Source organism: Campylobacter concisus (assembly GCF_002092845.1).
GTDB classification, from domain to species: Bacteria; Campylobacterota; Campylobacteria; order Campylobacterales; family Campylobacteraceae; genus Campylobacter_A; species Campylobacter_A concisus_AQ.
In genome coordinates this window covers 155154-178501 of record NZ_LVXF01000001.1, presented here as the reverse complement: position 1 = coordinate 178501, position 23348 = coordinate 155154, and the positions used below count along the sequence as shown (strand labels likewise).

The 23348-nt window shown below is 37.1% G+C and carries 25 protein-coding genes; 15 read left to right on the top strand and 10 right to left on the bottom strand.

What is annotated here, in order from left to right; genetic code table 11:
* Window positions 1-171 precede the first annotated feature (171 nt).
* Window positions 172-1929, bottom strand: a complete 1758-nt coding sequence (aspS, locus tag A3854_RS00885) for an aspartate--tRNA ligase (RefSeq protein ID WP_084040895.1) — start codon at window positions 1927-1929, stop codon at window positions 172-174.
* Between the two features lie 92 nt (window positions 1930-2021).
* Here aspS and A3854_RS00880 point away from each other — a divergent pair, with 92 nt between their 5' ends.
* From A3854_RS00880 to mrdA, 13 genes are all read left to right on the top strand, one after another.
* Window positions 2022-2897 carry an NAD(+) kinase gene (locus A3854_RS00880; protein ID WP_084040995.1) on the top strand — a complete coding sequence of 292 codons (876 nt, stop codon included), beginning with the start codon at window positions 2022-2024 and terminating at the stop codon, window positions 2895-2897.
* Entirely contained in the window at window positions 2890-4410 is a 1521-nt protein-coding gene (locus A3854_RS00875; protein ID WP_084040893.1) for an AAA family ATPase, read from the top strand. Before A3854_RS00880 ends, A3854_RS00875 begins: the two co-directional genes overlap by 8 nt.
* 88 nt (window positions 4411-4498) lie before the next feature.
* Window positions 4499-5755, top strand: a complete 1257-nt coding sequence (locus tag A3854_RS00870) for a GGDEF domain-containing response regulator (protein WP_084040891.1) — start codon at window positions 4499-4501, stop codon at window positions 5753-5755.
* Window positions 5752-6537 (top strand): TatD family hydrolase, encoded by a 786-nt coding sequence (locus A3854_RS00865; RefSeq protein ID WP_084040889.1) that lies wholly within the window; start codon window positions 5752-5754, stop codon window positions 6535-6537. Before A3854_RS00870 ends, A3854_RS00865 begins: the two co-directional genes overlap by 4 nt.
* 64 nt (window positions 6538-6601) lie before the next feature.
* A complete protein-coding gene (locus A3854_RS00860) occupies window positions 6602-7813 on the top strand; it encodes a lytic transglycosylase domain-containing protein (RefSeq protein ID WP_084040887.1) in 1212 nt (403 codons plus the stop codon).
* On the top strand, window positions 7800-8657 hold the full coding sequence (locus tag A3854_RS00855) for a septal ring lytic transglycosylase RlpA family protein (protein WP_084040885.1): 858 nt from the start codon (window positions 7800-7802) through the stop codon (window positions 8655-8657). Before A3854_RS00860 ends, A3854_RS00855 begins: the two co-directional genes overlap by 14 nt.
* Before the next feature lie 15 nt (window positions 8658-8672).
* A complete protein-coding gene (hisB, locus tag A3854_RS00850; RefSeq protein WP_180378627.1) occupies window positions 8673-9248 on the top strand; it encodes an imidazoleglycerol-phosphate dehydratase HisB in 576 nt (191 codons plus the stop codon).
* Window positions 9245-9733: a KdsC family phosphatase gene (locus tag A3854_RS00845; RefSeq protein ID WP_084040881.1), complete on the top strand. Its 489-nt coding sequence runs from the start codon at window positions 9245-9247 to the stop codon at window positions 9731-9733. The genes hisB and A3854_RS00845 overlap by 4 nt, the downstream gene beginning before the upstream one ends.
* On the top strand, window positions 9724-10242 hold the full coding sequence (locus tag A3854_RS00840; RefSeq protein WP_084040879.1) for an LPS export ABC transporter periplasmic protein LptC: 519 nt from the start codon (window positions 9724-9726) through the stop codon (window positions 10240-10242). The genes A3854_RS00845 and A3854_RS00840 overlap by 10 nt, the downstream gene beginning before the upstream one ends.
* Window positions 10224-10700, top strand: coding sequence for a lipopolysaccharide transport periplasmic protein LptA (lptA, locus tag A3854_RS00835; protein WP_084040876.1), 477 nt, complete (start codon window positions 10224-10226; stop codon window positions 10698-10700). The genes A3854_RS00840 and lptA overlap by 19 nt, the downstream gene beginning before the upstream one ends.
* Window positions 10697-11311: a ribosome biogenesis GTP-binding protein YihA/YsxC gene (gene yihA / locus A3854_RS00830; RefSeq protein WP_084040874.1), complete on the top strand. Its 615-nt coding sequence runs from the start codon at window positions 10697-10699 to the stop codon at window positions 11309-11311. The genes lptA and yihA overlap by 4 nt, the downstream gene beginning before the upstream one ends.
* A 1-nt stretch (window position 11312) precedes the next feature.
* Window positions 11313-11804: a hypothetical protein gene (locus A3854_RS00825; RefSeq protein ID WP_084040994.1), complete on the top strand. Its 492-nt coding sequence runs from the start codon at window positions 11313-11315 to the stop codon at window positions 11802-11804.
* The gene (mrdA, locus tag A3854_RS00820) at window positions 11801-13639 is read left to right on the top strand and encodes a penicillin-binding protein 2 (protein ID WP_084040872.1); all 1839 of its coding nucleotides are present in this window, start codon (window positions 11801-11803) and stop codon (window positions 13637-13639) included. The genes A3854_RS00825 and mrdA overlap by 4 nt, the downstream gene beginning before the upstream one ends.
* Window positions 13640-13934: 295 nt before the next feature.
* Here the strand turns inward: mrdA and queC are convergent, their stop codons facing one another.
* Window positions 13935-14648, bottom strand: a complete 714-nt coding sequence (gene queC, locus A3854_RS00815; protein WP_257639844.1) for a 7-cyano-7-deazaguanine synthase QueC — start codon at window positions 14646-14648, stop codon at window positions 13935-13937.
* A gap of 25 nt (window positions 14649-14673) precedes the next feature.
* Between queC and ybeY the strand changes: the two genes are divergently transcribed.
* Window positions 14674-15120 carry an rRNA maturation RNase YbeY gene (gene ybeY / locus A3854_RS00810; RefSeq protein ID WP_072594784.1) on the top strand — a complete coding sequence of 149 codons (447 nt, stop codon included), beginning with the start codon at window positions 14674-14676 and terminating at the stop codon, window positions 15118-15120.
* On the opposite strand, the gene A3854_RS00805 is transcribed toward ybeY, so the two are convergent.
* From A3854_RS00805 to mobB, 5 genes are read right to left on the bottom strand one after another with little or no spacing between them, the layout of a single operon-like run.
* Window positions 15109-16092: a ferrochelatase gene (locus tag A3854_RS00805; protein WP_084040868.1), complete on the bottom strand. Its 984-nt coding sequence runs from the start codon at window positions 16090-16092 to the stop codon at window positions 15109-15111. The genes ybeY and A3854_RS00805 overlap by 12 nt on opposite strands.
* Window positions 16093-18015, bottom strand: a complete 1923-nt coding sequence (metG, locus tag A3854_RS00800; RefSeq protein WP_084040866.1) for a methionine--tRNA ligase — start codon at window positions 18013-18015, stop codon at window positions 16093-16095.
* A 15-nt stretch (window positions 18016-18030) separates the two neighbouring features.
* Window positions 18031-18249: a hypothetical protein gene (locus A3854_RS00795; RefSeq protein WP_084040864.1), complete on the bottom strand. Its 219-nt coding sequence runs from the start codon at window positions 18247-18249 to the stop codon at window positions 18031-18033.
* Window positions 18249-19112 (bottom strand): class 1 fructose-bisphosphatase, encoded by an 864-nt coding sequence (locus tag A3854_RS00790; RefSeq protein WP_257639843.1) that lies wholly within the window; start codon window positions 19110-19112, stop codon window positions 18249-18251. The genes A3854_RS00795 and A3854_RS00790 overlap by 1 nt, the downstream gene beginning before the upstream one ends.
* Entirely contained in the window at window positions 19112-19591 is a 480-nt protein-coding gene (gene mobB / locus A3854_RS00785; RefSeq protein WP_084040860.1) for a molybdopterin-guanine dinucleotide biosynthesis protein B, read from the bottom strand. The genes A3854_RS00790 and mobB overlap by 1 nt, the downstream gene beginning before the upstream one ends.
* A gap of 121 nt (window positions 19592-19712) precedes the next feature.
* On the opposite strand from mobB, the gene A3854_RS00780 reads away from it, so the two are divergent.
* Entirely contained in the window at window positions 19713-20192 is a 480-nt protein-coding gene (locus tag A3854_RS00780; RefSeq protein ID WP_084040858.1) for a hypothetical protein, read from the top strand.
* Here the strand turns inward: A3854_RS00780 and A3854_RS00775 are convergent.
* Genes A3854_RS00775 through gltX form a run of 3 tightly spaced genes read right to left on the bottom strand, consistent with a single transcriptional unit; the run spans window position 20113 to window position 23325 of the window.
* Window positions 20113-21750 (bottom strand): lytic transglycosylase domain-containing protein, encoded by a 1638-nt coding sequence (locus A3854_RS00775; protein ID WP_084040856.1) that lies wholly within the window; start codon window positions 21748-21750, stop codon window positions 20113-20115. The two genes, A3854_RS00780 and A3854_RS00775, sit on opposite strands and share 80 nt — an antisense overlap.
* Window positions 21728-22021, bottom strand: a complete 294-nt coding sequence (locus A3854_RS00770; protein WP_021090481.1) for a YggT family protein — start codon at window positions 22019-22021, stop codon at window positions 21728-21730. Before A3854_RS00770 ends, A3854_RS00775 begins: the two co-directional genes overlap by 23 nt.
* 8 nt (window positions 22022-22029) lie before the next feature.
* Complete coding sequence (gene gltX / locus A3854_RS00765) at window positions 22030-23325, bottom strand: glutamate--tRNA ligase (protein ID WP_084040993.1); 1296 nt, start codon at window positions 23323-23325, stop codon at window positions 22030-22032.
* Between the last annotated feature and the right edge of the window lie 23 nt (window positions 23326-23348).

Below are 23348 nucleotides of genomic sequence, written 5' to 3'. Positions count from 1 at the left end.
TTTGAGCGCCTTTGAATGAGTTTGAAAATTTCACCCTGCAGCAGACTATATGTCTAGCTTTGGGATGAAATTTTCTGCACAACATCCAAAATCATCTCAAAAATTTAATCTTTAAAATAAAATAACTCAAATTTAGACATCCAAAAAGTCCAAATTTATTACAACAAAATTTTAAGCTTTTTGCTCTTTTTCTCTTATCCTTAGTCCTAGCTCCCTAAGCTGCTCGTTGCTAGCGTGGCTTGGTGCTTTTGTGAGTGGGCACTGAGCGCGCTGTGTTTTAGGAAAGGCTATAACATCACGGATCGAGCCTGCTTTATTTACAAGCATATTTAGTCTGTCAAATCCGATCGCGATACCACCGTGTGGAGGCGCACCAAATGTCAAGGCATCAAGCAAGAAGCCAAATTTCTCACGCTGCTCCTCTTCGTCTATACCAAGAAGTTTAAAGACCTTTTGTTGGATATCGTTTTTGTGAATTCTTATACTTCCGCCACCAAGCTCAAAGCCGTTTAGAACAACGTCGTGAGCGATAGAAAGGATGTCCTCAAGATCAGGCTCGTCTATATTTTTTGGCATAGTAAATGGATGGTGCATCGCAGAGTAGCTTCCATCGTCATTTTGCTCAAACATTGGGAAGTCAAGCACCCATAAAAACTCAAGCTTGTCTTGATCGATGATATTCATTTGTTCTGCTAGGAAAATTCTAAATCTTCCCATATAATCAAGTACAACTTTTTTCTTGCCAGCACCAAAGAATACAACGTCACCAACTTTTAGCTCACATCTTGAGACGATCTCGTCAAGATCGCTTTGTTCAAAAAATTTGCAAAGTGGGCCTTTTAGTCCTTCTTCTTTCATTTGGAAGTAGCCAAGCCCTTGTGCTCCAAATTTACGTACAAATTCCTCAAATCTATTCATCTCGCGCTTACTAAAGATGTTGTCGCCATTTGGCACTTTTAGCGCTTTTATGCGGTTTTTCTTCTTATCTTTTGCGATAGAACTAAAAATTTCATTACTTGAGCGTTCAAAAATATCGATAACATCGATCATTTTTAGATCGTATCTAAGATCAGGCTTATCTGAACCATAAGTCTCAGTCGCCTCTTTGTAGCTCATGCGTCTAAATGGTGTTTTGATATCGTATCCGCAGGCTTTAAATATATCTTTTAGCATCGTCTCAGCCATATTTATGATATCTTCTTGTTCGACAAAGCTCATTTCGATATCTATTTGAGTAAATTCTGGTTGGCGATCAGCCCTTAGATCTTCGTCGCGGAAGCATTTTGCGATTTGGAAATATTTATCAAAGCCAGAACACATCAAAAGCTGTTTAAATAGCTGTGGGCTTTGTGGGAGTGCATAAAATTGACCCGGATATACACGGCTTGGCACTAGGTAGTCTCTCGCACCTTCTGGAGTTGCGCGTGTTAAAACTGGAGTTTCAAACTCGATAAAGCCCATTTTATCTAGGCTGTTTCTAGCCGCGATCGCTGCACGAGAACGCATTTTAAATATATTTTGCAAGCGTTCACTTCTAAGGTCTAAAAAGCGGTATTTTAGCCTAATGTCCTCATTTACGCTCTCATCGCCTATCATAAATGGTAGTGGCTCGCTTGGATTTTCGATGATTAGCTCACTTACTATTACTTCTATCTCGCCAGTTTTTAGCTTTGGATTGGTTAGTCCTTCGCCTCTAGCTCTTACTTTTCCTTTTGCTTTTAAGACATATTCATCTCTTACTTTTGCAGCCACGTCATGTGCTTCTTTGCTATCAGCCGGATCGCAAACTAACTGTATAAGCCCACTAACGTCTCTTAAGTCGATGAAAACAACGCCACCGTGGTCTCTATATGTGTTTGCCCAGCCACAAAGTATTACTTCTTTACCGATATCAGCTTTGCTAAGATCGGTGCAATAATGACTTCGCATAAAATGCTCCTTTGCAATGTTTTTTAGGCAATTATAATCGCTTTTTTCTTTTGAAAAGCTTTGTTAAAATAAAATATGTTACAATCATTTACATGAAAAATGAACAAAAATTTAATACTTTTTGCACAAAAAAAGTGGGACTTATTGCTAAAGATTATCCATTATTTAGGCAAGATTTAGAAAAATTAGAAAAAATTTTAAAAAAGTATAACGCAGAAATTTTGCTTGAAAAAAATTGTGCTAAGCGCATAGAAAAAAGTGGTTTTGAGCTTATAAAGTTGGCCAAAGAGTGCGAATTTTTAATCACGCTTGGCGGCGATGGCACTATAATCTCAACTTGTAGAAAACTAGCTCATATCTCACCGCTTGTCCTTGGCATACACGCTGGTAGGCTAGGCTTTTTGACAGATATTACGATAAATGAGAGTGAGAAATTTTTTAAAGACTTTTTTGATGATAAATTTGAGGTGGAAACGCCTTTTATGCTTGATGTGACGCTTCACAAAAATGATGGCAAAACTGAGCAAAAGATAGCATTTAACGATGCAGTCATTGTTAGTAAAAATGGCGGTTCGATGACACATATCGAGGCACTTTTAAATGAAAAATATTTTAATTCATATTTTGGAGACGGCGTTATAGTAGCGACACCTGCTGGAACAACGGCATATAACATGAGCGCAAATGGCCCTATTATCTATCCATTAAGCGAAGTTTTTACAGTAACTCCTATATGCTCGCACTCACTTACACAGCGTCCAGTCGTGCTTACCAAAAATCATACGGTCAAATTTAGAACAAATAGTGACGCCATTTTAGTAATAGACGGCCAAGACCGCTTTGATATGAGTAAAATTTCAGCCGTTAGCATGAGCCTGAGCGATAAAAAAGCGAGGCTGATACGTCATATTGGTAGGGATTATTTTCAAATTTTAAAAGAGAAACTTCACTGGGGTTATAATGATTGATCGAATTTTGATTAAGGATTATCTAAATTTTAAAAATGTCGAGCTAAATTTTAAAGAGGGTCTTAGCGTATTTACGGGCGTTAGTGGCGCTGGCAAGTCGGTGCTGATGAGCGCTATAATGGCTGTTTTTGGGCTAAAAGATAGCGAAGCAAGGCTGATTGAGGCTGACGTGGAACATAAATTTGAGCTTGATGAGTTTGGCATAGAAAACGAAGAGGTCAATATTTTCAAGCTTTTAAAAGATAAAAGCACGAGATATTTTATAAACCAACAAGCCATCTCAAAGAAAAATTTAGCTCAAGTGGCGCGTGAGCACATCAAATATCTCTCGGCAAAAGAGGCAAACGAGTTTGAAAATGAGAAATTTCTAAATTTGCTTGATAGGCTTGAAATTTCAAAAAATGAGAAATTTAAAGAGATAAAACAGGAATTTGAAGAGACCTTTTTGAAATTTTCTAAAATTTCAAAAGAGCTAGCCACTATCAAAGAGGAAGAGAAAAAGGTCGAGGAGCTAAAAGAGCTTGCTAGCTTTGAGATCGAGAAGATAAGAAGCGTAGGCCCTAAAAAAGGCGAGTTCGAAGAGCTTATGGAGACTAAAAAAAGGCTTAGTAAAAAGGATAAGATAAATGAGGCGTGGGCTAGAGCTGAGCGGATATTTGAGCTAGAGCACAGTGTAAATGAGGCGCTAAGCATCAGTGACCTTGACAATGATTTTTTTGAAGACGCGATGAACGAGCTAAGGGTTGCAAGAGATAGCCTAAATATGGAGGAGCTTGACGATATCGACGTGGAGAGCGTGCTTGATAGAATAGAAGCTCTTAATGCCATCATTAGGCGATACGGCAGCGAGGAAGAGGCATTAGAAGCGCTTGATAAAAAGGAAAATGAGCTTGCCAGATATGAAAATTTAAGCTTTGAAAAGAGCGAGCTAGAGAAGAAATTTGAAATTTTAAGCAAAAAGGCAAATGAGCTAGCTAGCATCTTAAGCAAGGCAAGGAGCGTAAATTTAAAAGAGCTTGAGAGTATGATAAATTCATATTTAAAAGAGCTTTATATGCCAGATATTACGCTGAGTATTGAGGCTAAAAAGCTTGATATTTTGGGCGTTGATGAGATTTGTCTAAATTTAAATGAGACTTCGCTTAAAAATTTAAGCTCAGGCGAGCTAAACCGCCTAAGACTGGCCTTCATAGCTGCCTCTAGCGAGATCACAAAAACTGGCGGTGATGTCATCATACTTGATGAAATAGATGCAAATTTAAGCGGAAAAGAGGCGATGAGCATCGCAAATGTCTTGCTTAAGCTTGCAAATTTTTATCAAATTTTTGCTATTTCACATCAGCCACAGCTTAGCTCAAAGGCAAATTCTCACTTTTTGGTAGAACGTCACGGAGAAAACTCGGTCGTAAGAGAGCTCGATAAAGAGGAGCGTGTAAACGAGCTTGCGCGTATGATAAGTGGCGAGCACATAAGCGAAGAGGCGATAAATTTTGCTAAAGGGCTTTTAAATTAGCTTAATTTAAATTATTAATTTAAGCTTTGTAAATAAATTTATTTGATAAAATCGCCACTAATTTGATAAAAATTTTTGTAGGAATAATATGGAAAGAATCCTTGTAGTTGATGATAATAAGGCGTTAGCAAAGCTGATTGTTATGCAAATGGAAAAGACTATTGATGATATGACAATTGATGTCGCATACAGTTTTGCCGAGGCTAAGACGCTAATTAGCGAGCATGACAAAGATTATTTTATGACTATTTTGGATTTAAATTTGCCAGATGCTCCAAATGGAGAGATTGTTGATTATGCGCTTTCCAAAGGGCTTTCGGCTATCGTTTTAACAGGTAGCATTGATGATGAAACAAGGCAAAATTTTATAAATAAAGATATTGTGGATTATGTTTATAAAGGAAATATGGACGATATCAACTATATCTTCCAAATGATAAATAGACTGAGCAAAAATAGACAATACAAGGTTTTGGTTGTCGAAGACTCGCTTCCTTTTAGAAATATGATAAAAAAGATATTAACTAGCCTTCAGTTTAAGGTTTTGGCCGCAGCTCACGGCGAAGAGGCGATAAACTATTTTGCGGATAATCCTGATATAAATCTTATAATAACTGATTATAGAATGCCGGTAAAAGACGGTCTTGAAGTTCTAAAAGAGGTTAGAAAAGAAAAAGATAAAAATAGTCTTGGCGTAATCGTTATGACATCGCCTAGCGAAAAGACTGACGCATCAATATTTTTAAAAAATGGTGCGAGCGATTTTATAGCAAAACCATTTTCAAAAGAAGAGCTAATATGCCGTGTTAATAACACGATCGAAGCGATGGAAAATATAAACAAGATAGCAAATTTTGCAAATCGTGACTTCTTGACTGGGGTTTATAATAGAAGATTTTTTTATTCCGACGTGGAAGAGTATATCCAAGCAGCTGAAGAGACCAATGAGCCTTATGCTTTTGCGATGATTGATGTTGATTATTTTAAGAAGATAAATGATACATATGGCCATGATGGTGGAGACAGGATACTAAAATCAATCGCAAAAATTTTAAATGACAATACAAAAGGAAGTGACATCGTTGCTAGATTTGGCGGCGAAGAATTCTGCGTCGTGCTTAAAAAGATAAGCAGAGAAGAAGCTGTTAAATTTTTTGTAAATTTACGAGCCAAAGTGGCTGAAAATGAAGTAGTTATAAAGAAACAAAAAATAAGAGTGACCATATCTATAGGTGTATCTTTTGGCAATGGGCATTGCGAGATAGATGATATGCTTGAGGCTTGCGATTCAGCGCTTTACACCGCAAAAGAAAATGGTAGAAACAGAGTAGAAATAGCTTTATGATTATAGATACACATTGTCATTTGGATAGTAAAGTTTATGATCCTGACCTTGATAAAATTTTAGATGAAGCTAGAAATTTAGGGCTAAAAGGCTTTATTATCCCGGGAGCTGATATCAATGATTTACCAAAAGCGGCTAAAATAGCACGTGAAAATTCTGACATTTTCTTTGCCGCTGGAGTTCATCCATATGATAAAGAGAGTTTTAGCATTGAAATTTTAAGAAATTTTGCTAAAGATGAAAAGTGTGTGGCGATTGGTGAATGCGGTCTTGACTACTTTCGCTTGCCAAAAGATGAAAATGAAAAGATAAAAGAAAAAGAGGATCAAAAACGTATTTTTTTAGCTCAACTTGATTTGGCTGTTGAGCTAAAAAAACCCGTTATTCTTCACATTAGGGAGGCTAATGAGGACTCTTTTAATATCTTAAAAGAGTATGCGCCAAAGCTTGAAGCTGGAGCGATTTTGCACTGTTATAATGCTTCGCCACTTCTTTTAGAGCTTTGTAAATTTGGGAATTTTTACTTTGGCATAGGCGGTGTTTTAACATTTAAAAATGCTAAAAATTTAGTCGAAATTTTGCCAAAAATCCCATTTGATAGGATAGTCATTGAAACCGACGCTCCTTATCTCACGCCAGAACCAAATCGTGGCAAGAGAAATGAGCCGGCGTTTACGACATTTGTTGCTAAAAAGATAGCTGAAATTTTAAACCTTGAGTTTGAAGTTGTTTGTGAAAAAACTTCAAATAATGCCAAAAGGTTGTTTAAGTGCTTTGCTTAAATTTTGGGCATTGCACTTGTTTAAGATGCTAGCATCTTAAGTTTTGACACAAAAAAGGATAGAAATGAAAGCAATGCTTAAAATATTTTTAATGTTTGCATGTAGTACCTTGCTACTAGCAAATACGCCTGAAAAGAGCTCATACGACACTCAGGTAAAAATTTTAAAAGAGCTGGATATTGACGCTAGCTTTATGAAGACTTCTCACTATGCAAAGATGAGACAAGGTATTAAACAATCACAACTTGAAACATTTACAGAAGCTCTAAAAAATGGTTATATGTATATACCGATGGTAAAAGAGCAGATCAAAAAATCAGGCGTACCTGAGTCATTCTTTTATCTGGCAATGATAGAATCAGGCTTTTCAAATCATACAGTCTCAAACGCAAAAGCTACTGGCATGTGGCAGTTTATGGAGCAAACGGCTAGACTGCATGGTCTAAAGGTAGGACAGTATGTTGATGAGAGAAAAGATCCAGTAGAGTCTACTATTGCAGCAACAAATTATCTAAAGTCGCTTAAAAATCAATTTGGCAAATGGTATTTAGCAGCTATGGCCTATAACTGCGGCGATGGAGCCTTAAAAAGAGCTATACAAAAAGCTGGCACAGATGATCTTGTAACGCTTCTTGATGCTGAGAAAAAATACCTTCCAGCCGAAACTAGAAATTTTGTTATTAAAATTTTAAGAGCAGCATATACTGCAAAAGACGCGGACTTCCTAATGTCTAAAGATTCATCTTTATTAAATATAAATGGTGGCCTTAAGCTTGTAAAAGTAAAAGTTCCAGGCGGTACAAATTTGGCTCAAATAGGCGATAGTATCGGTCTTAGTACAAAAAAGATGAAAAATAACAACCCGCATTTAAAATTTGTATTTACTCCACCAACTCTAAAAGATTATTATGTTTATATCCCTGAAAATAAAAAACAGCTTTTTGCAGAAAATTTCAAGCCATTTAATGGTAAAAATAATTTTTATGCCTATGTTGTAAAAAAAGGCGAAACACTACTTTCTATCTCTAAAAAAACAGGTGTTAGTCATAGAGCGATCAAAGACTACAACGAGCTTAGCACAAATGCCGTAAGCTATAATCAAAAACTAATTATTCCATTTTCTGCCCAAAATAAATCTCAAAACTATATAGTCCAAACTGGTGATACGATAGCTTCTTTATCTAAAAAATTTAATGTAAGCGAAAAAGATTTAAAAGATGCAAATTCTTTTGCTAGTTCAAATTTAAATGTTGGAGCAAATATTGTCATACCATAAGAGCCTAAAATTTTATATAGGACTAAGTTTTACTCTTTTAGTTACTGGTTGCTCTTGGAGTGGAGCACCATTTACACCAAGTGGTCCAACTAATGTAAAGGGCAATAATTCAGCTTCTATCCAAAAAGCAACAATGAGGCCTTACACGATAAATGGCAAAACATACTACCCAACCGTTGTAAGTGTGGGTGATAAGGCAAGTGGCACAGCAAGCTGGTATGGTCCAAATTTTCATGGTAAAACAACCTCAAACGGCGAAATTTATAATATGTACAACATGACTGCAGCACACAAAACTTTGCCGATGAATACGATTCTTAAAGTAACAAATTTAAGAAATCAAAAAAGCGTCATTGTTCGCGTAAATGATCGTGGACCTTTTGTGGCTGATAGAGTTTTAGACCTTTCAAAGGCGGCTGCAACTAAACTTGATATTATCGGTACAGGCACAGCTCCAGTCAGTATGGAAGTCATAGGCTTTAATGAAGATATTAATGCTGTTGCAAGCATTAACACTCAAGTAAAACCGACAAGCACTGGCATAAAAGTGCCAAATCCAGTCTCTCCGACAGCTCCAACTGGAGGCATTATTATTTCGTCGGAGCAACGAGTCGTAGGTGGAGATTTTATGGTGCAAATTGGCTCATTTAAAAACCTTGAGGGCGCAAACAGATATCAAAGAGAACATCAAAGTATAGATGGCTATAAGTCGGTAGTTAAGACATTTACTATAGATGGATCTACCATTTATAGAGTATTTTTAAATGGCTTTAGAAGTGAGGACGAGGCCAGGGATTATGCAAGAAGCGGTAAATTCCAAGGTGCATTTATAGTAAGAGGCTAGGGCGTGAGAGAAGAAATTTTAGAATTAACTAGAAATACAAAAGAGACACAAATCTCAATGAAACTTAAAATTTATGGCTCTGGTGTTGCAAATATAGATACTGGCATTGGTTTTTTTGACCATATGCTTGAAGCTTTTACAAAGCATTCTTTGCTTGATCTTGAAATTTCATGCAAGGGCGACACGCATGTGGATTTTCACCACAGCGTTGAGGATGTAGGCATAGTTTTGGGTCAGCTTTTAAAAGAGGCCTTATATCCTTTAAGTGGCGTTGAGAGATTTGGCGAGGCGAGCGTCGTTATGGACGAGGCGGCTGTTTTTTGTGCGCTAGATCTTAGCAACAGAGCCTATCTTGTATATGAAAATTTTAATGAAAATGCCAAAGTTGGCGAGTTTGATACTGAGCTTGTGGAGGAGTTTTTTAGAGCGGTTGCTATAAATTCAGCCATCACTCTTCATCTAAATCAAATTCGTGGTAAAAACACTCACCACATCATTGAAGCAACGTTTAAATCATTTGCCGTCGCACTTCGCAGAGCGCTTGCTAAAAACGCAAGGATAGGCACTCCGAGCACAAAGGGTGTTTTATGATAGAGATTATATTTTTAGATGTTGATGGCTGCATGACTGATGGCAAGATCATCTATAATGCAAATGGTGAAGAGCTTAAATTTTTTGATGTGAAAGATGGCTACGCGATAGAAAGCTGGCTAAAGCTTGGCAAAAAAGTAGCTATCATCACTGGCAGAAAGTCAGCCATCGTTGAGCGAAGAGCTGAAGATCTAAAGATAAATCACGTCTATCAAGGTGTTGGTAATAAATTTGAAGTGGCGAGTGAGATATTAAAATTTGAAGGGCTTAGCTTTAAAAACGCAGCAGCTATCGGCGATGACTACAATGACTATAAAATTTTAAACGCAGTTGCTTGGAGCTTTAAGCCAAAAGATGCAATAAAAGAGCTTGACGTAAAGACAAAGCTAAAGCACAAAGGTGGCAATGGCGCGGTTAGAGAGATGATCGAGATGATCATAAAATCAGAAAATTTATATGACGAGTGGTCTAAGCGTTGGTTGTAAAAATTTTCTACTTCGTCGTGGCCATTTTTAGTGTCGTGATGATATTTTTGGCGGCTCAAGATCCATACCTTGCAAATGTTTTAAAGATTAATACAAAGATATCAAATATGCAGATAAATGATGTGATAGATTATGAGATAAATTCCACAAAAATAAGCGGAGTCTATGAGGCTGACGAGCTAAATAGATACAATGATAAAGATGAATTTTTGAGTTTTAAAGCAAAAATTTTAAGAGGAAATTTAAAACATTTTTTAAGCTCAGACAAAGCAATCTCACAAAATGACGAAATCATCTTTCAAAAAAATGCAAACTATGAAAACAACGATAGTTTGAGATTTATAAGTGACGAAGTGATATATGGAACAAAAACAAAAATAGTAAGATCTGAAGCAAATTTCACGCTCATAAGAAATAATGATAAGGCACTGGGTGAGAGTGGAAGCTATGATCTTGGCAAGAAACAAACGCAGGTAAAAGGGTTAAGGGCATGGGTAGAAGAAAATTAGCGATTTTAGCGGTGATATTGGGTTTTACATTTTTAAATGCAGAGCAAGTTGAAATCACATCAAATGATTTTTTTGCAGATGAGAATAAGCAAACTAGTGAATTCATAGGTAATGTAAATATCAAAAAGGGCTCATTTGATGAGCTTAAGGCAGACAAAGTGGTCGTCTATTTTGACAAAAAACGTCAACCTATAAAATATGTGGCTACTGGCAATGCTAGAGCTAAAATTTTTATAAAAGATAAGCACTATGATGGCAAAGGCAATACTCTTACATACGAGCCAGCAAAACAGATCTATACTGTTAGTGGAAATGGCTATTTGCATGAAGTAGAAACTGATAAGAATGTTTATGGTGAAAAGATAGTTGTTAACCAAAAAGATGGTACGTATAGTGTAAATAGTGATGAGAAAAAGCCTGTTAAATTTATCTTTCAGGTAGAGGAAAAAGATAAGTGATAAGGCCAATAGGTGCTAAATTTATCACATCAAGTCCAAGTATAAAAGAGGCTCCAAGCTTCGTAACAAGCGAAGTTGTCTTTTTGGGTAGATCAAATGTTGGTAAAAGCAGCCTCATAAATACACTTGTAAATCAAAAAAATCTAGCCAAAAGCTCATCGACTCCTGGTAAAACTCAGCTTATAAATTTTTTTGAGGCCGAGTTTTGTGAGCAAAAAGATGAGCAGGAAGACAAAGATAAATTTAAGCTCATCTTGGTTGATTTACCAGGCTTTGGCTACGCAAAAGTAGCAAAGTCAAAACATGATGAGTGGCGTAAAAATTTGGATGAGTTCTTAAAATTTAGAAGCGACATTAGACTTTTTATACACCTAATTGATGCTAGGCATTTTAATTTAGACATAGACGTAAATGTGGATGCTTATCTAAAAAGCTTTTTAAGGGCTGACCAGAAAATTTTAAATTTATATACAAAAAGCGATAAGCTAAATCAAAGCCAAAAGAGTGTGGTAATGAAATTTGATCCAAGCGGCATCTTGGTCTCAACTCTTAATAAAAGCGGTATCGAAAAGGCTAGAGAAGCTATCATAAATAACGCTCTTGGTAGATAAAATGCAAACCATAAGCAGCTTAGATATTAAAATTTTTAAAGAATTTTGGTGGGCTGTTTTTTTATTCTCATACGAGATCGCAACTACGCAATTTGGTTTCTTGCCACCACTCATTGGTATTTTTTTTACTTATATGATTTTGGAGTATTCAAGAAAACAAAAGCAATACGACGAGTTTAAGCATAATTGGTACTTTGCGATAATTTTTATAATATTTGCTGAGCAAATTCATGGATTTCATCTTTTTTCAACGATTATTGCATTTTTGCTTTTTTATAATTTTATTTTAGATTGGCTATATACCACGATGAAGTGGCGAAACTGTCTACTTATCATCTTTGTAGCAGCTGGATATACTTTAACATTTCTTGTAAATAATCTATTTGCTTACGTTTTAAATGAGCAAAATTTAGCATTTTCGACTGAATATCTATTTTTTATAGCATTTGAAAGTATCCTTGCTATCGTTCTTTTTAGGGATAAAGTGCTATGAGAATGCGCATCGTTTTTAGCGTGATCGCTCTTTTTTGGATTATACTTTTGGGACGAATTTATCACCTAAGCATCAACTCAAATACTTACTACAACGAGATTGCAGAACAAAATGCGATAAAGACTATTTATATTCCGCCAGTTAGGGGTATTATTTTTGACGCACATGATAAGCCAATGGCTGTTAATCGTCTTGGCTTTTCAGTATCCATTAGACCTCATTTAAGTGCTAATAAAAAGGTAAAAATTTTAGATGATGAGCTAGCTTACATTGGCTCACTATTTAGTGATCTAAATGTCACAAAGCTTAAAAATGAATACATAAAAAATGACTCAGCTTATAACCAAGATTTTATAAATGTGGTCGAATTTATCGATTATGATAAATTTTTGCCATTTTTTGCATCACTTTCTTTGCGTGAAAATTTAGAGATAAGGCCCGCTTCAAAACGCCACTATCCGTATAACGATCTAGCTTCTCACATCATCGGCTATGTCGGTAGGGCAAATCAAAAAGATATGGATAATGATCCTTTGACAAAGCTTACAAATTACATTGGAAGAAGTGGCGTGGAGCGGTTTTATAATCCGATCTTACAAGGAATTCAGGGATTTAAAAAGATAAAGGTAAATGCCCTAAATGAAGAGATCGAACAGATAAGCTATCAAGCACCACAAAGTCAAAATATCAAGCTTGCAGTCGATCTTGAGCTTCAGCAGTTTGTGTCCGATGTCTTTGGTAAGGATGCAGGAAGCGTTATCGTTATGAGTCTAAAAGATGGTGCTATCATAGCTGCTGGTAGCTTTCCAGAGTACGATCTAAACCCATTTGTGCTTGGAATTTCTCAGCCTGAATGGGAAGAGCTTGTAAAAAACGTCGATCATCCTTTTACAAATAAGCTAATAAACGGCCTTTATCCGCCAGGTTCGGTAGTAAAAATGGGTATGGCGCTTGCGTTTTTGGATAATGGCATGAGTAAATATGATAGCTTTTTTTGTAGTGGCTCGTATGAGCTTGGAGGACGTAAATTTCGCTGCTGGAACTCTCACGGACATGGAAATGTTAATATGAATACGGCAATTAGAGAGAGCTGTGATGATTATTTTTATAAAGGTAGTCAAAAGATCGGCATAGATGCTATTGTTCCGATACTTGAGCGTATGGGATTTGGTAGAAAAACCGAGGTTGATTTGCCAAATGAGTTTGTAGGGACTTTGCCAAGTAGAGAGTGGAAGATGAGGAAGTATGGCAAAGCGTGGTTTCAAGGTGAGACCCTTATCACTTCTATCGGACAGGGAAATTTCTTGGTCACGCCTATGCAAGTGGCAAAATATACAGCAGGCCTTGCAACTGGTCTAAATGTGACTCCACATTTTTTAAAGAGCATTGATGGCAAGGATGTTGATTTTACGCCAACAGATGATGCTTTTACGCCGTTTGAAAAATCACAGTTACCAGCCATTAGGCATGCAATGTATGAAGTAGCAAATCACCCAAGAGGAACGGCAAATAGGCATTTTATTGGAAGCCTAGTTAAAGTTGCTGCAAAGACAGGTACTGCCCAGGTCGTTGGAATTTCTCAAACTGAAAAGAAACGTATGAAAGAGGAGGATATGGCGTATTTGCAAAGATCTCATGCATGGATGACTACATATGCGCCTTATGAAGATCCGCAATATGTCATCACAATGGTTATCGAGCATGGTGGCCATGGTGGAAGTGCGGCTGGGCCAAAAATTGCTCAAATTTATAATAAACTCGTTGAAATGGGATATATAAATTTAGAAAAAATCCAAAGCGATCAAAATAAGAAACAAGACAATAAGAAAAAATAAGATCACTAAAAAGCCGTGGTAGTGACCGCTTGCTTAAAATTTTTACCTTGTGCTTAGTGCATTTTGGCTAAATTTATCAACTACTTTTTAATCTTCTTTATTAAATTTTGGCAAACTTGACTGAGAATTTATGTTTTTGGTAGCTAGCAAGAACCTAAGCGTTGATATATCTTTAAATTCGTTAAATAGCCTTGCTTAATAAGATGTGGTGATTAGGAAAAATATCAATTTCCAAAATGTTTAAATATATAAAAACGTAGCAAAGTAAGATATCTCTTTGCTATTTTATAGAAGCTCATAAGGAAAATTTTTGATTTTTATATGCGATTTTATCAGTGGCGTTCGCCTTTTTAAAGCCATTTAGCCTTAGCCTGCAGCTATCGCAAAGTCCACATGCCTCGTCATCGCTCTCGTAGCAGCTCCAAGTAAGCTCTAGTGGCGAGCCAAGCTCAAGAGATTTTGCTACGATGTCAGCCTTGCTTAAATTTACAAGTGGAGTAATTATCTCGCACGAGAAACTAGGTGAAGTGCCTAAATTTATGGACTCGTTTATACTTTTTATGAAGCTCTCTTTGCAGTCAGGATAGCCTGAACTATCTTCTTCTACGACTCCGATATAGATAGCTTGTGCATTTTCTTTTTCAGCAAGTGCGGCAGCGACCGAGATAAAAATGCCATTTCGAAAAGGCACATAGGTATTTGGCACATCTTTTTCCACCCCATCTTTTCTTATTTGCAAGCTTTCATCGGTTAAAGAATTTCCGCCTATTTGGGCAATAAAACTAACATCTAAACTCATCTTTTTTGTAATACCTAATCTTTCGCAAATTTCGTTAAATGCACGTTTTTCACGCTTCATCGTCCTTTGACCATAGTCAAAATGAAGCGCTACGATATCATATCCAGCCTTTTTTGCCATTACAGCACAAAGCGTGCTATCCATACCACCGCTCATTATGCAAACTGCTTTTTTCATATTTTGCCTTTTATTTTTGCTAGAATTATACAAAAAGTTACTAAGGAAAGAGCCTAAAATGATACTTTGCGAAGAGAGCTATCCAAAAATTTTAGATGAAATTTGCGAATATTTGACACTAGGAGAAATCGAGCTAGTTTTTGTCGATAAAGAAGAAATGAGAGAACTAAATAAAACTGAGCGAGGCATCGATAAAACGACAGATGTTTTAAGCTTTCCGCTTGAGCTTGTCATTCACGCCCCACTTGGCTCAATCGTTATAAACAAAGATATGGTAAAAGAGAAAGCAACTGAGCTAAATCATAGCGAAGAGGCCGAAACCGCACTACTTTTTACACATGGATTACTTCATATCTTGGGATTTGATCATGAAAAAGATGATGGCGAAATGAGGGAAAAAGAGTGCGAAGTGATAAAAAAATTTGAGCTGCCTAAAAGTCTAATCGTAAGAAGCGAGGATGTTAGGCTAATCGATCTTATAAATAATAAAAATTTAAAAGAGTAGATTTTCTTCAGATGTTTTGTGAAGCTCTTCTAAAAGCTCCTCTTTTTGGCATAAAATCAATATGTAGATAAAATTTTTAAGCTTTTTTATCTCGCTTAAATTTTTAAAGTAGATTGCGTTTTGTACTTTTAATAACGAGCCTTCTGGCAAGCAAATTTTTATCTCATCAGGGCTAAATTTTTTATTTAAAAATATGCTTTGGCTTATGAACAAATCTTCATCGCTTTCAGTAATTATGGCTCTAAAGCTATTTCCAAAACTAGTAGGAAGAAAATTTTTATCTATAAAAATCGGGTCAAAATGCCCGTGAATCCTGCCCTCGTAAGGTTTAAATGAAATTTTATTGCTATCAAGAAATTTTAAAAGCCCATAAAACATTCCAGCAAAAACTCGTGGTATGTTTAAGTTTTGATAGTATGTTTGCTTAAAGACCGTGTTTGTAAAAAAGATCGAGCTTGGATTTATCTCGTGCATAGTTGTATCTGTGTAAATGGTCTCAAAAAGAGGCGATATTCGCTGAAGTGTTCTTGTATCATCGCCAAAAAAGACATCAAAGACCTTTGCGTGAAAAATTTGATTAAAAAGCTCAGTAATATTTTTTGACATAACGTGTGCGTTAGAGCCAAGTTTTGATTTTTCTAAAAAGTCATTTATAAAAGGATTTACGGCGCAAAATTTTAAATCTTTATGAGTAGCCTCAAATCTCATGAGTTTTATCATGGCTGTTTGTAAGCTACTAACTTTTAAAAAAGCGATCTCTTTGTCGATAATTGGCACATTATCTTCGCTAATTATGGCGTATGCGCCTTGTTTAATCGCTGTTTCTATGTCGCTATCGTTTGCGTTTAAGCAAATATACGCAAAGCCACGTCTTACATGCTTTAGCTCAAAAACAAATTCGCTTACGCTAGTTATCGTCGGTGCGTTTAGAGCCTCGGCATTTATTAGACGAGTTAAATTTTCTATTGTCATTTAGCCAACGATCGCGCCGTTTTTAACTTTACCTTGCGTACCAAGAAGCGTTAGCGAGCCATCAGATGCGCTTAGGATCATGCCTTGAGATACATATTTTTTCATCATTGTTCGCTCTTTTAAATTTGCTAAAACGCAAACTTGTTTGCCAATAAGCGAGCTAGGCTCGTAGTATTTTGCAATGCCAGATAAAATTTGACGTGGCTGCTCCTCGCCAAGATCTATCTTAAATTTAAGTAGCTTCTCGCTACCTTCAACTCTCTCGCACTCTAGCACTTCACCTACTTTTATCACCACCTTTGCAAAGTCATCAATGCTAATGATTTCGTCCTCTTTTTTCTCCTCTTTTGGCTCAGCCTTTGCCTCCACTTTTGGCTCGCTAGCCTCGCCCATTAGCTCTTCTTCTATCCTTGGGAAAAGTGGCTCAGTAGCTTTTGCTAAAAAATTTGAAATTCCATTTTTCAAAACAAGACTTTCATAAGATGCTGTGTCTATGCTAAAGCCAAGCGCGTCAGCTATCTTGGCACAAGTTTTTGGCATAGCTGGACTAAGTAGTATCGCCACTTTTGTAAGCAAATTCGCGCAAAGTGCCACAAGTGCGTTTGCCTCGTCAGTTTTGCCAGCTTTTACAAGTGACCATGGCTCATACTTCGCAACGGCTGCGTTTGCAAGCGTTACGACCTTCCAAAGATCCTCTAAGTAGCGGTTTGTCGCTAAATTTTCTAAATTTTTTATAGCCTCATCAAGATAGCCCTTTGCCTCATCAAGCTCGGCTTTGTGAAATTTGATCACGTCTTTTGAGTCTATTTTATAGTCGCTATACTTTGCACTCATGCCAACAATGCGGCTTAGTAAGTTACCAAGACCGTTGCCAAGCTCTGAGTTTATACGCTCGATCAAAGCCTTTTGGCTGTAGTCGCCATCTTGACCAAATGGCACCTCTCTAAGCAAAAAGTATCTGAAATTTTCAAGCCCATAAGCGTTTGCGACCTCTCTTGGGTTTATGACATTGCCCTTGCTTTTGCTCATTTTTTCACCATTTATAGTCCACCAGCCGTGAGCTGCTACGTGTTTTGGTAATGGTAAACCAAGGCTCATCAAAAATGCCGGCCAGTAAACTGCGTGAAAGCGTAAAATGTCCTTACCAACGATGTGAGTAGTGTATGGCCAAAGATCCATTCTAGCGTCATCTCTTGAATATCCTAGTGTTGTTAGGTAGTTTATAAGCGCGTCAAGCCAGACGTACATAACGTGCTTTTCATCGTTTGCGCTCTTTGGTAGCTTTATGCCCCAGTCAAAGCTCGTTCTTGTCACAGAGAGATCTTTTAGTCCACCTTTTACAAAGCTTACGACCTCGTTTTTCTTACCCTTTGGGATGACGCAAAGCTCGTCGTTTTCGTACCATTTTAAAAGCGCGTCTTCATATTTTGAAAGCTTGAAAAAGTAGCTCTCTTCTTTGACTAAAGACGTCACGCGGCCACAGTCCGGACAGTGATTGTCTTCTAGTAGATCTCTTTGATTAAAAAATGTTTCGCAGCTAACGCAGTAAAATCCCTCATATTCGCCTTTGTAAATGTCGCCATTTGCTTGCATCTTTTCAAAGACATTTTGCACAGTTTGCTTGTGCTCTTCGTCGGTCGTTCTTATAAAATGATCGTAGCTTATCTCAAATTCATCCCAAAGTGACCTAAATTTCGCACTGATCTCGTCGGCGTACTCTTTTGGAGTCTTGCCTCTAGCACGAGCTGCTTGCTCGATCTTTTGTCCGTGCTCGTCTGTACCTGTCATAAAGTATGTTTCTTTGCCTTGCAAGCGGTTAAATCTAGCAAGTGTATCAGCGATAATGGTTGTATATGCATGGCCGATGTGTGGCACGTCGTTTACATAGTATATTGGGGTCGTTATATAAGCTTTTTCTTTCATATTTTTCCTTTAATTTTAAAAATCAAATCCGCCATCGCTGCCAGTATTGCCTTTTGACATCGAGTTATAGCAGCTATTTACATACTCTTTTCTTGTCTCGCAGTCAAAAAATACTTCGCAGTTAAAGCAGCTTTTTTGCCCTTTTTGGCTTTGGCACTCTTGCAAAATTTTTGCTTTTTGCTTTAAGGCTAGCTCAAATGCGTCAAGTGGCTCGTTTGCTTGTGTTTCTTGCATTATTTTTGCTCGTAAAATTTATGCAAAAGAGAAATTTCATCACGTGAGCCAAAAAAGCATGGCGTTGTTTGGTGAATTTTTTCTATTTTTATATTAAAAAGTGTTTGGTTTTCGCCGTTTGAGGTTACGCCCTTTGCGTTTTCATATATAAAGGCAAATGGCAACACTTCAAAGACGACCCTTAGCTTACCATTTGGATGATCGCTCGTTGCAGGGTAGCTAAAAAGACCACCACCTTTTAGTAAAATTTGATGCAAGTCGCTTACCATCGCGCCTGAGTATCTTAGCCTGTAGCCCTCGTTAAATAGCTCATTTATGAAATTTCTATGCGTTTGGCTCCAGCCTTTTTGCGTGGCTCCTGTGGCGTTTAGCTTGCCCTTTTCTTTTAGCTCAAGCTCTTTTACAAATTTAAACTCGCCATCTTTGCCAAGTCTATAAAATTTAGGCAAGGCACCCTTTTTCTCGGCAATTACAAGCTCAAGTCTTGGACCATAGATGCTGTAAGCTGCGGCTATTAAATTTTCTGGTTTTACTTCGTTTTCGTAGATACCAAAGATCGAGCCAACAGCGAAATTTACATCAACTAAGCTTGAGCCATCAAGTGGATCGTAAGCGATTATAAATTTAGCATTTTTATTTATCTCAAGAGCGTCCTCTTTCTCTTCGCTAATTAGTGCTTTTACGCAGGCAAGCTCTTTAAATTTAGCCGTGATGATCTCGTCGCTTTTGACATCAAGCTTTAGCTGTGTGTCTCCGGTTGCATTTTCGTGAGTTGTGTAGCCAAGATCGGCGTATTTTATGACCTCGCTTATCTCTTTTGCGATCTCTTTTATGGTGTTAAAAATTTGGTTTAATTCTTGCATTATACAGCCTTTGCATTTTTGATTATCCACGCACAAATTGCGTCTATATCGTCTAAATTTATATTTTTTATCTCGTAAGGAATTTGTTTTTTGTATGTTGCGATCGCATCTGAAAAGCTAAGATATTTTTCATCTATTTCATCTTTAAAAACACTTAATCTTGGTAGTGGAAGCGTCTTCAAACCCTCGACTAAGAGCATGTCAAACTCACCTAGCATTTTAATGACATCGCTAATTTCTTGTGGATTTTGTGAGAAATAAGTTGTTCTAGTCGGACTCATCACCACCACATCTGCCCCAGTTTGTGAAAATTTAAAGCTATCCTTGCCTTCAACATCAAATTTGGCCTTGTCGCCTGGATCATGTTTTACTATCGCGACTTTCAAACCATCATCTATAAATTTTTTTGCTACCTTTAAAATAAGAGTCGTTTTCCCGCTATTTGAAGGGCCAGAAAAAGCAATAGCAAGTCTTTTCATAAGAACCTTTTTTTGTTAAAATTTCTCGCGATTATAACTTATGTTGGCTTTAAAATTTATGAGTGAAATTTAAAAATTAAAATGCTAAAATGGCAGAAATTTTAGAAATTCAAGAGTTTTTATGAGCAAATTTTTATCGTTTTTTGTATTTATTTTGATGATATTTGGCTGTGCTGGTGAAAAAGTAATTGTACATGAGCCGTTAAAAAATGAGCTTCTAGCTTACACAAGCAAGAGCGAGATTATTGACGGTACCGATAGAACGCTAATTGTAGCAACCTATCTAAATCCTATTTATAACTCAGATTTAGATGCAAGCAAAGAGCACTTTTTGGTGGCTATAAATCCAAAAGAACATGCACAAAATTTAAAGAACATAAAAGTAAATGACGACTCAAATGCCACAAATGCAAGGCTACTTGATGAAAATGACGAGATGCTAAAATTTGCTGGATTTTCTATGCCTTGGGCGCTCTATTATGAAGTGACCGCACCAAGTAAGCAAAGCGATGATCTAGCACTTAGTTTCGAAATTTATCAGTCAAAGCCGGTTTTGTTAAATTTTCGAAAAGTTGCGAAATCTTTATATTGGAACCAGTAAGCGCCATATAGATTACGTAGTTGGCAAGCACCTTCTTTCCGTAGTTTCTAGTTTCTGCGACTGGGACAAGCTCGATCGATAAAAATGGCTCGAATTTTCCCTCTTTAAACATATCATCTCTTGTGATGACTTTTTTGGTAAAGCCGATACCGCCGTTATACGCGTATGCGGTAAAGAGCGGATGATAGAGAAATTTATCAAGGTAGTTTAGGTGGTGATTTGCAAATTTAAAGGCGACATCGGTTTTAAAAAGATCGTCTTCATCAAAATTTGGGATTTTTAGCTCTTTTTTGCCGATCGCATTTGCGAGAAACGGCATAAACTGCATCATACCAAGGGCGTATGAAGTAGAAACTACGCTTGGGATAAAGAGACTCTCTTGTCTAGCCAGAGCGTAGATCATTGACTTTCTCTCGTTGCTGATGCCCTCAAGCTCAGGAGAGCTTGGCATTAAGAAGTATTGCTTCTCCCAGCCATGCGCCTTTTGCATGAAGTATGCATAGGCGCCGATGCTTTCGTTTGTATAAAATTTCTTCGCAAATTCGCTTGCTTGCGTGGCATTCATATCTTTTGCAAGGGCTACAGTTTTGTTCCATAAAAACGGATCGCTTACGTCAAAATTTTCGATATTTTGCTTACTAGGCCTTGGTACGATGACCTCGAGTGGTTCGCCACCGATCAAATCTCTTGCGTAAAGTGAGTAGATATTTGCGTCCTTGCTGGCACCTAGCTCTTTTAAAAAGCTTTCGTTTTTGCTTATCTGGTACTGCCAAAAGGTCGCATTGTCTCTTTGCCAAGCTCTTTCAAATGTACTTTTAGCTCTTGCAAAAAGACTAAAAGCGATATCGTCTTGTCCTAGTAAAATGGCATTTAATCCAAGCGTAAAAGCATCATTTTTCTCAGTGATGGCTGGATCGATACTTAGCAAATTTCTTCTAAAACCTTCATATTTTTTATTAAAAACAAGGTCGTTTAATAAATTTGTAAAGCCCTTTTGTGAGTAGAGCTTGGTCATAAAATTTGCATCAAAGCTTTCGCTAAAAAGTATGCTTTTATTTTGCGGGCTAGAGGCGTTAAATAGCTCTAAAAAGCTCTTTGTATCGTTTAAATTTGCAAAAACTTTAGCCGGATTTGCTTCATTTAATACGAGTAAAATTTTTGATTTTTCTGGATTTGTCTTTGCAAGATTGGCTGCTAAAATTTCACGAGTGTGATTATCAAGCTTTAAGCTAAAAGCAATAGATGTTAGAAAATTTTGGCAGGTTAGATTTGCTTGGGTGATATTTTTTGCATTTATACCAGGGCATTTGCTAGGAGCCACTTTTGGAGGTAAAATTTTATCGATTGATTTTTGAACAAGACCCGCTTTTCTAAACACATCACGCGAAAGATCTGCGATCTGCTCTTTTGTGTAACTGCCCTCGTTAATAAGGCGGTTAATATAGTAGTCTTTTGCTAGGCTTTTTGGCTCATTTTTTAGCTCCTCATAGGTATAAATTTTACCTAAAAGAGCAACACAGGCAAGAGAGAGAATACTAAAGTGACGCAGCAAAACCAAATAAAAGCCTTATTAAAAATTGATCTAAAAATTGAAGTGCTAAAAGCACAATAAGCGGAGTAAAGTCGATGCCGCTAAAATTTGTCTTTATATAGCGTCTAATAAAGCTATAAACCGGCTCAGTTAGCCTATAAAGTAGCTGCACGACCGGCGAGCTAGGATCAGGTCTGACCCAGCTAATCAGAGCTGCTGCGATGATGACCCAAGTATAGACCGTGATAATAAGGTGCAAAATGTTTGCGATCGCTGAAAATAGAGTGGAAAGTATCATTTTTGCTCCTAGATTAAAATTTTGGCCAGATCATCTTTGATAAGAGGATAGAGCTCGCTTAGCTCAGGACCGTGAAGGTCGTTTGTAAGAAGCGCACGTAGCGGCATGAAAAAGTTTTTGCCTTTTAAATTTGTAGCGTTCATAAGCTCTTTTTTAAACTCATCAAAAGTTTCGCAAGCTTTTAAATTACGAGCTGCTTTTTTGATGATCTCAAATTCGTTTTTGTACTCATCTGGAGCTATTTTTGGTGAGTATATAGCCTCTACTTTTGCCTTTATCTCAGGCACTAATGAGCTTTCTTGAGTGTAAAATTTAACTAACTCAGCCTTACTCTCATCTACGCCAAAAATTTCTTTTATACGCTCTTTTGAAGCAAGCTTGATGTGTTCTCTATTTATTTGCTCAAGTTTTTTCACGTCAAATCTAGCCGGCGAGCGTGAAATTTTGGTTATATCAAACCACTTCACCGCCTCTTCGATGGTAAAAATTTCAGTCGGAGTTTTGTTACCAAGAAGTATCAAATAGTTTGCGATCGCCTCAGGCAAAAATCCCTGCTCAAAGAGCCATTTTACACTTGACTCATTCTCACGTTTGCTCATTTTTTTACCTTCAATATTTAAAAGTATAGGCAAATGCGCGTAATTCATCTTGCCAGTGTAGCCAAGGCCCTCGCGTATGAGATCTTGCTTTGGTGTATTGCTCACGTGATCCTCGCCACGTATGACAAAAGTTACGCCCTCAAGCATATCATCGACTGCACAAGCAAAGTTGTAAGTTGGAGTCTTGTCTGCTCTCATGATGACAAAGCTATCAACTGCGTCTGGTTCAAAACTTAGCTCGCCTTTGATCGCATCTGTAAAGCTCATAGTGCGTGTTGGCTTTTTCATGCGGATGACAAATGGCTTCTCGCAGTTTAAAACTTCAGCATCGCTTAGTCTCTCGCAGGTACCGTCATATCTATATGCCACGCCTTGTTCTTTTGCTTTTTGTTTTTTTGCCTCAAGCTCTTCTTCGGTGCAAAAACAAGCAAAGGCCTTTTTGTCGATAAGAAGCTTTGAAGCTAGCTGCCTGTGGAATTTTAAATTTTCACTTTGGATGTAAATTTGCTCTGGCTTTATACCAAATTTGCTTAAAATTTCTAAGATATCTTTCTCTTTTCCCTCGATATTTCGCTCTTTGTCGGTATCTTCTATGCGTAAAATAAAGCCACTTTTATCTTGTAAAGAACAAATATAATTGAAAATAGCGGCACGTAAATTTCCTATGTGCATATCTCCTGTTGGAGAGGGTGCAAAACGATACATAAGCTCATTCCTTACGTTAAATT